This window comes from Maribacter sp. (genome assembly GCF_049667165.1).
In the GTDB taxonomy this organism is placed as follows: domain Bacteria; phylum Bacteroidota; class Bacteroidia; order Flavobacteriales; family Flavobacteriaceae; genus Maribacter_A.
On record NZ_JBATHS010000378.1, the window covers coordinates 25,069 to 34,485 of the forward strand.

Genomic DNA, 9,417 nt, shown 5'->3' on the forward strand with positions numbered 1-9,417 from the left:
TAAAAAATGAAACGACTACTTTTACTTTTTACCGCTTTAGTATTGTCCCATGTGGCAACCGCCAACACCTTACCACAGGATGAAGATGGTCTCATTAAGGCAAAAGCCAAGGAATTGACCACAAAATATGGGACCGAACTCGGACTGGACGCGGATCAATTAAAAACTTTTGAGCAAACCCTAACGGGGTATATGTTGAAAAAGGCCAAGGTGGGGAAATTGAATGTCTCTGAAACCGATAAGATGGTTATGTTGAAGCAATTGACGTCACAGGAAAATGAGGATATGGAGGCCATGCTTTCCAAAACCCAGTACAAGAATTATCTAAAGACAAAGACGAAGTTACAGCCTTAAATGGCGCTTTTTAAAAAATGCAGCAATGCCGATATGGCGATACACTGAGGGGTATGGTTATATCGGTTTTCTTGTTTTGTAGGTTCTTGCCGCTACAGCAACCACTGGGGAAATTCATTTCGAAAACGGTTAAGTTCTTAACATAACCGAGGTTTTGACGATAAAACCCGGATAAACTCGTTGACCTAAACCGCATAAAGAGGGAGTCGTACCTTATTTTTTATATATTTAACAACGAGACATCACTATAAAAATGTAAGATGAAAAAAAGTATCCTTGGGGTGGTAGGATTACTATTCCTATTCTTGGGTTCCACCCATATGAGCGCGCAAGCGAATGACGCCGAAAAAATCAAGATTAAAAAACATACGGTCATGGAACTCTATGAACCCGATTTGGTGCTAAGTGTTGATGCCCGTATGCAATTGAAGGTAGAACACAAGAATACTATGGCCCGTCGAAATTCCATTTTGGATACCTTGGATATTTCAGAACGACGTAGACAGCGACTCAGGAAATTGCTCCTTAAAAATCCTTTTTCAGACCAATTGAACAAGGCAATGGCCGAAATTGAATTTGAGGATGATATCATGGATAACTAATCCTAAAAAACATCCATATTGTAAACAAAAACCTCCGAATTATCGGAGGTTTTTTTTGGAATAGAAAGGTAAATCTTACAATTCTTAAATGCCAATAAACCGTTAAATATTGAAAATGTGTTCTTTAGAAAGTAAATGAGAGCGAATTATTTTGTAATTTAAAGCATCTAAGATATAGTTTTTGTTTAACCCCTATTTCAAATCCTATGAAAGCATTCTCAAATACAAGAAGTTCTACAAGCCTTGAACCCAAGGAAAATATGCTGGTAATTCAATTAGAGCGTAGTTTAATGGATATTGATCAATTAAGCAGTAAACTGAACTCGTACAGTTGTGAACCCCAAACTTATAGTCATTTTGAACGTAGAGAATCACTGAAAAACGGATTGGAATCCTTTAGAAGAAACAACAGGGAAATTATTGATTCCCTTAAAGGGCATAAGGAGTCGGTCAAGGGTTATGTGGAAAAAGTAAAAGAACAATATGCGAACTTCAATGAACTGAGACAGGGTGTTGAGGAATATTTGGGATTGGTTCGATCTAGATACGCGCATTAACTTGGGTAACCAATATAAATAAATAAAGCCCTGATGATTATCATCAGGGCTTTATTTATTTGGGAGCGTTTCAAAGCTATCCCAAATAGGTTTTTAAGAGTTTGCTTCTGGAATTATGACGCAATTTTCTAATGGCCTTCTCCCTTATTTGACGCACACGTTCACGGGTAAGGTCAAATGTTTGGCCAATCTCGGCCAAGGTCATTGACTGCTGGTCACCAATACCGTAATACAGTTTCACAACATCGGCTTCCCGCGGTGACAGTGTATCCAAAGCCCTATTTATCTCGGTATTCAATGACTGCTGCAACAACAACTTATCAGGTCGGGGTGATTCCCCAGATCGCATCACATCATAAAGGTTGGAATCCTCTCCCTCCCGCAGTGGGGCATCCATAGATACATGTCTCCCAGCATTTTTTAACGACTGCTTCACTTCAGTAACCGTCATTTCAAGCTCCTTGGCTATTTCCTCAGCGGAAGGTGGGCGTTCGTGGGCTTGTTCCAAATAAGAAAAAGTCTTTTTTATTTTATTTATTGACCCGATCTTGTTCAAAGGCAGACGAACCACACGGGATTGTTCTGCCAATGCCTGTAATATCGATTGACGTATCCACCAAACGGCGTAGGAGATGAATTTAAACCCACGGGTCTCATCAAAACGCTTCGCGGCCTTAACAAGCCCTAAATTGCCCTCATTGATCAAATCGGGAAGTTTTAGACCCTGGTTTTGATACTGCTTGGCTACCGAGACCACAAAACGTAAATTGGCAGTAGTCAGTTTTTCGAGGGCCGCTTGATCCCCGGTACGAATACGTTGTGCCAATTCTACTTCTTCCTGAGCGTTTATCAATTCAATTTTACTGATATCCTGCAAGTATTTATCCAAGGATTTTGACTCTCTGTTAGTAACTTGCTTGATGATCTTTAGTTGCCTCATATGTGTGTGATTAGTGTTTTAAATTGAACAATCTACAAGAGTTCATAATACATCAAAATTCTCTCTTTTCCAAAGGATACTGGGAATGTTATACAATTTTTATGAGAAGTTTTTGATTTTTGGGACCATCTGATTCTTATTTTATACACGCAAAGTGTATTTTTGAATCCTATCTGTAAAACATGGGGAAAAGAGCGCTTAAAAAATATTTGGTGGAGTTGAAAAAAAGGGAACTTGAAGCGCAGCTTATGGATCTTTATGATCGTTTTCCGGTAGTGAAGGAATATTACGATTTCATTTTCAATCCGAAAGAGGATAAATTGGTTCAAGAAGCCAAGGCCAAGATATCGAATGAATATTTTCCTTTAAAAAGAAAACGGCCCAAAGCACGACGTTCTGTGGCTCAGAAATATATCAAACATTTCGTGAAATTGGGGGTAGAGCCCCACTTGATTGCCGATCTTATGTTATATAACCTTGAAATAGGGCAAGCCTTTTCGATGGATCGCAACGTACCAGATGCCTTTTACAAAAGCATGCTGAATTCGTTCAATGAAATGGTTCAGTTCGTATCCTTGAATGGCTTGGTTTCCGATTTTAAGGAACGCATTGTCAAAACGTACAATTTTACACAAAATAATAAGTGGGGCTACCAGGAAGCATTTTCCAGGGCTCTTGATATATTGGATTGATATGGGAATAGTAATCATTAGACAAGACGGAAAAATCGATTTATGGAAGGAAGCATTGAAATTGCATGCCCCGCAAATACCGGTGTACGGTTATTTGGAAGACCATCCTAAGGAAGCCATTAAGATGGCCTTGGTTTGGAAACAGCCTGAAGGCAGCCTCGCGGGCTATCCCAACTTGGAATGCATCGCTTCCAGTGGTGCAGGGGTTGATTTTTTATTCGAGGATCCCCAATTACCCACGCATATCCCTATTACACGCGTGGTCGATGAATACCTTGCGAAGGATATGTCGGAACATGTTATGGCTTTGATTTTTGCCCAACTTAAAAATTTATACCATTATAAAGTGGATCAGGGGAATGGAGTTTGGAAACCCATCCCATATAAGCGCATCGTCGATATGACCATCGGAATCATGGGTCTTGGGGCCTTGGGCACTGTTTTGGCCAATGATTTGGTTCATTTTGGTTTCACGGTGCAAGGTTGGTCTGGTTCCTATAAAAATATTAAAGGGGTTAAAGCCTTCACAGGTTCACAGGAACAAGCCGAATTTTTGAGATCGACCCAGATTCTCGTGTGTTTATTGCCCTTGACACCAGCAACCACAGGTATTCTTAATTCAGCCCTTTTTGAACAACTACCCAAAGGAGCCCATATTATCAATGTGGCCCGTGGTGGCCATCTTGTCGATGGGGACCTGCTTCAGATGCTTGATAATGGCCATCTTTCAAGCGCTTGTTTGGATGTGTACCACCAAGAACCCTTGCCAACCGACCATCCTTTCTGGAAGCACCCCAAAGTACATATGACACCGCATTACGCGAGTGTTTCAGATACGAATTCCGTGGTGCCCCAAATCGTTGAAAACTATCGCAGGCTTATGAGTGGTGAAGTCCTGTTGCATCGCGTATCTGAAACCAAAAAATATTGATACTCGATCTGATTGTTTTTTCGAAGCGGGGCGTATGGACAAAATGACACGCTGTATTTTCCTACCCTTTGATGAAAGCCAGGAAAATCTGGAGGAATCCTAAGTACACGTTACGATTTATAAGGCTTCAGTCCTTTTTCAAACGCCTTTATTCAAAAATTCATTTAGGAACGTATTTTAATTTTTCGTGGATTTCCTTCCTTAAATTTCGTACAGGTGTTTATTTCTGTTAATTTTGCAAAATTGGGCTCGGCCCAAGGTTAGGATAGAAATTACAAAACAAACTGCTTGGAGCTACAAAAAAAAACTACGGAAAAGACGCTTTACGATTATCAGTTGGAAGACCTCAACAAGATCTTCAATTATTTGGAGGAATCCCCCGATAATGTCAATCTGCTCTACCAATTGCCTACAGGTGGGGGCAAGACCGTTGTTTTTTCTGAAATTGCCAGACGATATATCACCAAAACCCAAAAAAAGGTGGTTGTTCTGACCCACCGTATCGAATTGAGTCAACAGACATCCCGTATGCTCACCGGTTTCGGGGTCAAGAATAAAATCATCAACAGTGAGGTAAAGGAACTGAGGGACCAAAATGAATATATGTGTTTTGTCGCCATGGTCGAGACCCTGAACAACCGTCTACAAGATGAAAAGGTAGAAATAAACAACATTGGGCTGGTAATTATCGATGAGGCCCATTACAATTCGTTCCGAAAACTTTTTAAATATTTCGAAAAGGCCGTTATATTGGGAGTAACGGCAACACCTTTGAGCTCCAATATAAAACTCCCTATGAAGGACAACTATCAAAAGTTGATTGTAGGGGAATCGATTTCCAACTTGATCAACAGGAAGTTCTTGGCAAAAGCGAATATGTATAATTACGATGTGAGTCTGCAAAGCCTTAAACTCGGCATCAATGGCGATTACACGGTAAAATCCTCCGATGAACTCTACGGGAACCAAAGCATGCTGGGCAAATTGTTGAATGCCTACAATGAACTTTCGAAAGGGAAAAAGACCCTTATTTTCAACAATGGGATCAATACTTCAATTTATGTATACGAGACGTTCAAAAAAGCCGGTCTTCCGATTCGCCATCTCGATAATAAAAATACAGCTTCGGAGCGCCGAGAAATACTGAAATGGTTTTCAGAGACTCCAGACGCCATTCTTACCTCGGTAAGTATTTTGACCACGGGTTTCGATGAACCTACGGTAGAAACCATAATGCTCAATAGGGCCACCCGTTCCTTGACCTTATACTTTCAAATGATCGGTCGGGGTTCAAGGGTATTGTCTGAAAAAGAGGAATTTACGGTGGTGGATTTGGGAAACAATGTGGTTCGCTTTGGGATGTGGGATGCCCCTATCGATTGGCAGGAAATCTTCCATTTCCCTGATTTCTATCTTGAAAACATAAAGAACGATGAGGAAATTGAACGGGAATTCATTTATGAAATGCCTCCGGAGTTACAGGAAAAGTTTGCCCGATCAGAAAATATTGAATTCGATGTCAAGGCTGAATATAAAAAAATCTTTGCACAAGGCTTAAAATCGAAACTCGTTTTGGAAAGCAGTATTGAACAGCATGCCCAGATTTGTGTGGAGAATGCAGAGGATGTCTTTGAGGCGCGTATATTGGCCAAATCATTGAAGGAGGAAATTGCCTATCGTGTACGGCAATATTCCTACTGTATCATGAACAATACCAAGAACTATAAAGAGTGGTTGGAAGAGGACTATGAACGCAAGTTACGCTCAAGGATATCGAAGCTATTCGCAGAGAGGCTTTGATACGGTACTTAATACTGTGGTTGCTCGGCTTTGCTTTGGTACTGGGTTAAAAAAGCATTGAACTAGGTTGCCATGCACTCACCTAAGATCGATGAACCATGTGAATACGATGGGAATAACAACGAAAAAACGGCTCCTTATTATCGGCTACACCTGGCCCGAACCCTATACTACTGCGGCCGGTAGTCGTATGCTGCAGTTGATTCGCTGTTTTCAAGACCAGCAGTACGACATTACCTTTGCCAGTACAGGGACCAAGTCCGAACATTCCTTAGATCTGTCCGAATTGGGGATCAAAGAGCAAAAAATTGTTTTGAACGATTCTGGTTTTAATGCGTTTGTTCAAACGTTGGACCCCATGATGGTGATGTTTGACCGTTTCTTGACCGAGGAGCAATTTGGTTGGCGCGTTGCCGAGTTCGCTCCGAACGCCTTACGGATTCTCGATACTGAAGACCTACATTCCTTGCGACAGGTTCGAGAACAGCTTTTTAAAAAGAATATCCCGTTTTCGACCGATACATGGTTACAAAGTGATGTGACCAAGCGTGAAATAGCCGCTATTTATCGCTGTGACCTTTCCTTGATAATTTCAACCTATGAAATGGAGCTTTTGGAACAAGGGGTTAACATCGATAAAAAACTGCTGCTGCATTTACCATTTCAGTTCGATAGGATTGGCGATGACAGAATTTCCGATTGGCCCGATTTTAATAGCCGTAAGGATTTTATCTGTGTCGGCAATGGTAAACATTCGCCCAATGTTGATGCTGTACTTTGGCTTCACAAAGTAATATGGCCCCAGATCCGACAAACCTTACCCCATGCCAATCTTCATGTTTATGGCGGTTATCTGCCCCAGCAGCTGCACCAACTGCATAACCCAGCCATTGGGTTCAATATCATAGGCTGGACCAAAAGTGTCGGGACCGTCATGGAACAGCACCGGGTGAATTTAGCACCTCTACGTTTTGGTGCTGGTTTAAAAGGGAAACTCATCGATGCCATGATTTATGGTACACCCAGTGTCACCACCTCTATAGGGGCAGAGGGTATGCATGGGGACTTGGATTGGTGCGGTAGCCTTGCTGATGATGCCATAAATTTTGCCCAGGCCGCAACAGATTTGTATACCGATAAGAAACAATGGGTACATGCGCAACAAAAAGGCGTTCAGATTTTGAATACTTATTATGACCGAGAGGTTGTGGCATTAAAATTTAGGACTTCCCTGTCTGCCTTGCAAAACAATATTGAAAATCACCGAAACTCAAATTTCCTGGGGGCCCTGCTTAGGCATCAAACCCTGAATAGCACCAAATATATGAGCAAATGGATCGAGGCTAAACATACAAAATAAGGAAGTTTCGTTATCGAATGCCCAAAAATGTAGAACAGGAAATTGACCATAGGGTTTTTCGCTAAAAACGTCACGTTGAACCTGGCCATCCAACTAATAAGCGTAAACCTTTCCTTTGGTTTGGAATGAAGTTGATTTTTTGAACCCATTCGTTGTTGGCAATAGTTTTTTAAGGTATTATAATTTCAATAGTTTTTCATGATTTCTGCAACCAAAAGGACCTTTGTTTTCTTTTTAAGCGCTTATTGTTTTGAAATAGGGGGTAAGTGGGTATTAATGAAGTATCTTTGAAAAGTATTTATCTGTTGATATTAATTACCTTTTCGCAACGCTTCGGCGAATTGTTTAGGTTTTCTTCTTAAGCCTTTATTTTAATTAATGACACCCTGGTGACCAACTTAATGCCTGATTGCTAGTAATAACTACCCAAAAGTAATTTTAATCTAGCGCATTGCTCATTTCATTACTCTGCAATTCGTTTCAATTCAATAAAAAATGGCTGTATTAAAAATGGGGGTTATTGGAACTTCAAAAAAAGAAGATGAAAGACGGGTGCCTATTCACCCAGAACATCTAAAAAGACTTCCAGAGCATATTCGTAAGCAACTCATTTTTGAGAGAGGCTACGGCACCCCTTTCAATTTTGAAGATGAGGAAATAAGTGATTTGACCGGAGGAATGGCAACGCGAGATGAAATCTTATCTGATATTGGTGCTGTAATAATTGCTAAACCTATCTTATCTGATTTGGAAGCGTTGAAAGAAGGTGGTATTGTTTGGGGTTATCCCCATTGTGCCCAACAAATGCAAATTACACAAACCGCTATAGATAAGAAATTGACATTGATTGCCTTTGAAGATATGTACGTTTGGAGTCCCAATGGGCAAATGGGCAGGCATACTTTTTATAAAAACAATGAAATGGCGGGGTATAGTGCCGTGATACATGCATTGCAATTAAAAGGAATTGATGGTCATTATGGAAATCAAAGAAAGGTGATCATCTTTAGTTTCGGGGCAGTAAGCAGAGGCGCTATCTACGCCTTAAAAGCCCACGGCTTTAGGGATATTACCATCTGTATTCAAAGACCCGATCATGAAGTGAGAGAGGAAGTGTTGGATGTACATTATGCCAGACTTAGAAAAGGAAATGAGAATGAGCCTAGATTGATCGTGGTTGAACACGATGGTTCAGAACGACCGTTGCTGGATTTAATAAGTGAGTCAGAGATAATTATCAATGGAACCTATCAGGATATAGATGACCCTATTGATTATATTAAGGAAAATGAAAAATCGAAGCTTAAGCCAGGCACCCTTATTATCGATGTAAGTTGTGATGAGGGTATGGGCTTTTATTTTGCAAAACCAACCACTTTTAAAAACCCAATCGTAGCCATTGATAAAATTGACTATTATGCCGTAGATCATACACCGAGTTATTTTTGGGAAAGTGCTTCAAGATCCATATCTGCCGCATTGATCGTGCATCTTCCATCCGTGATTGCCGGTCGCGACAGTTGGAATGAAAATAGTACCATTAAAAATGCGCTGAATATCGATAAGGGGGTCATCGTAAAAGATAGTATTCTTGAATTTCAGAATCGTAAAAAAGACTACCCACATCATGTAAAGGGGTAAAAGAATATTGAGCTTTTTTTATCAATCCAATGGTTTAAATTATCGAACGGGTATATTTCTTAAGATGCCTTTGAGCACGGCGACGAGGGGTCAATAATGCATAGATCAGAACGTTATGGCCTTGCGCATGGTCAACGTTGAACGTTATGGGTCGTTTACATTGATCAAAACATCCGCGATTAGACTCGTCGAAAAGATTGTCATTTTTTTTCATGTGATAATTTTATATGCGTTCAGATTTTAAATATCCATTTGGGCAATAGTATAGTGGTTTGTCGACATTGATTATCCATAGATTCATTAAGAGATAAGAATAATGCCGAAAGCCATCCAGTTTTTAGTGCACTCCATACTTTATCAAAAAAAAAGTAACTTTATGGGAACAGACCGAAATTCAGTTCCAATCCAAGTACGAAAATTAATATTCCCGTTCGATAATGAAAACCATGAATAGAAACAGGAACAAACTGTCGTCCCTTTATTATATCGGCGTTTTTGTTTGCATGGGTTTGCTGGTCCAATGTGAGGGCAATATTGACC

General features: G+C 40.3%; 9 protein-coding genes. 8 read left to right on the forward strand and 1 reads right to left on the reverse strand.

Annotation, left to right across the window (positions count from 1 at the left end; translation table 11 throughout):
* Nucleotides 1–6 precede the first annotated feature (6 nt).
* The 3 genes from WBM98_RS17025 (at nucleotide 7) to WBM98_RS17035 (ending at nucleotide 1,513) form a co-directional block, all read left to right on the forward strand.
* Entirely contained in the window at nucleotides 7–354 is a 348-nt protein-coding gene (locus WBM98_RS17025; protein ID WP_424367216.1) for a hypothetical protein, read from the forward strand.
* Between the two features lie 260 nt (nucleotides 355–614).
* Nucleotides 615–956 carry a hypothetical protein gene (locus tag WBM98_RS17030; protein ID WP_424367217.1) on the forward strand — a complete coding sequence of 114 codons (342 nt, stop codon included), beginning with the start codon at nucleotides 615–617 and terminating at the stop codon, nucleotides 954–956.
* A 206-nt stretch (nucleotides 957–1,162) separates the two neighbouring features.
* Complete coding sequence (locus WBM98_RS17035; protein ID WP_424367218.1) at nucleotides 1,163–1,513, forward strand: hypothetical protein; 351 nt, start codon at nucleotides 1,163–1,165, stop codon at nucleotides 1,511–1,513.
* Nucleotides 1,514–1,589: 76 nt separating this feature from the next.
* Here WBM98_RS17035 and WBM98_RS17040 read toward each other — a convergent pair whose 3' ends face one another.
* Nucleotides 1,590–2,453: a sigma-70 family RNA polymerase sigma factor gene (locus WBM98_RS17040; RefSeq protein ID WP_424367219.1), complete on the reverse strand. Its 864-nt coding sequence runs from the start codon at nucleotides 2,451–2,453 to the stop codon at nucleotides 1,590–1,592.
* A gap of 182 nt (nucleotides 2,454–2,635) precedes the next feature.
* Here WBM98_RS17040 and WBM98_RS17045 point away from each other — a divergent pair, with 182 nt between their 5' ends.
* The 5 genes from WBM98_RS17045 to WBM98_RS17065 all read left to right on the forward strand — a co-directional run bounded on the left by WBM98_RS17045 (nucleotide 2,636) and on the right by WBM98_RS17065 (nucleotide 8,877).
* Complete coding sequence (locus tag WBM98_RS17045; RefSeq protein WP_424367220.1) at nucleotides 2,636–3,145, forward strand: DUF6155 family protein; 510 nt, start codon at nucleotides 2,636–2,638, stop codon at nucleotides 3,143–3,145.
* A gap of 1 nt (nucleotide 3,146) precedes the next feature.
* Nucleotides 3,147–4,076, forward strand: a complete 930-nt coding sequence (locus WBM98_RS17050; protein ID WP_424367221.1) for a 2-hydroxyacid dehydrogenase — start codon at nucleotides 3,147–3,149, stop codon at nucleotides 4,074–4,076.
* Between the two features lie 288 nt (nucleotides 4,077–4,364).
* On the forward strand, nucleotides 4,365–5,876 hold the full coding sequence (locus tag WBM98_RS17055; protein WP_424367222.1) for a DEAD/DEAH box helicase: 1,512 nt from the start codon (nucleotides 4,365–4,367) through the stop codon (nucleotides 5,874–5,876).
* A 109-nt stretch (nucleotides 5,877–5,985) separates the two neighbouring features.
* Nucleotides 5,986–7,236 (forward strand): glycosyltransferase, encoded by a 1,251-nt coding sequence (locus WBM98_RS17060; RefSeq protein ID WP_424367223.1) that lies wholly within the window; start codon nucleotides 5,986–5,988, stop codon nucleotides 7,234–7,236.
* 495 nt (nucleotides 7,237–7,731) lie between these two features.
* Nucleotides 7,732–8,877: a N(5)-(carboxyethyl)ornithine synthase gene (locus WBM98_RS17065; RefSeq protein WP_424367224.1), complete on the forward strand. Its 1,146-nt coding sequence runs from the start codon at nucleotides 7,732–7,734 to the stop codon at nucleotides 8,875–8,877.
* Nucleotides 8,878–9,417: the final 540 nt, after the last annotated feature.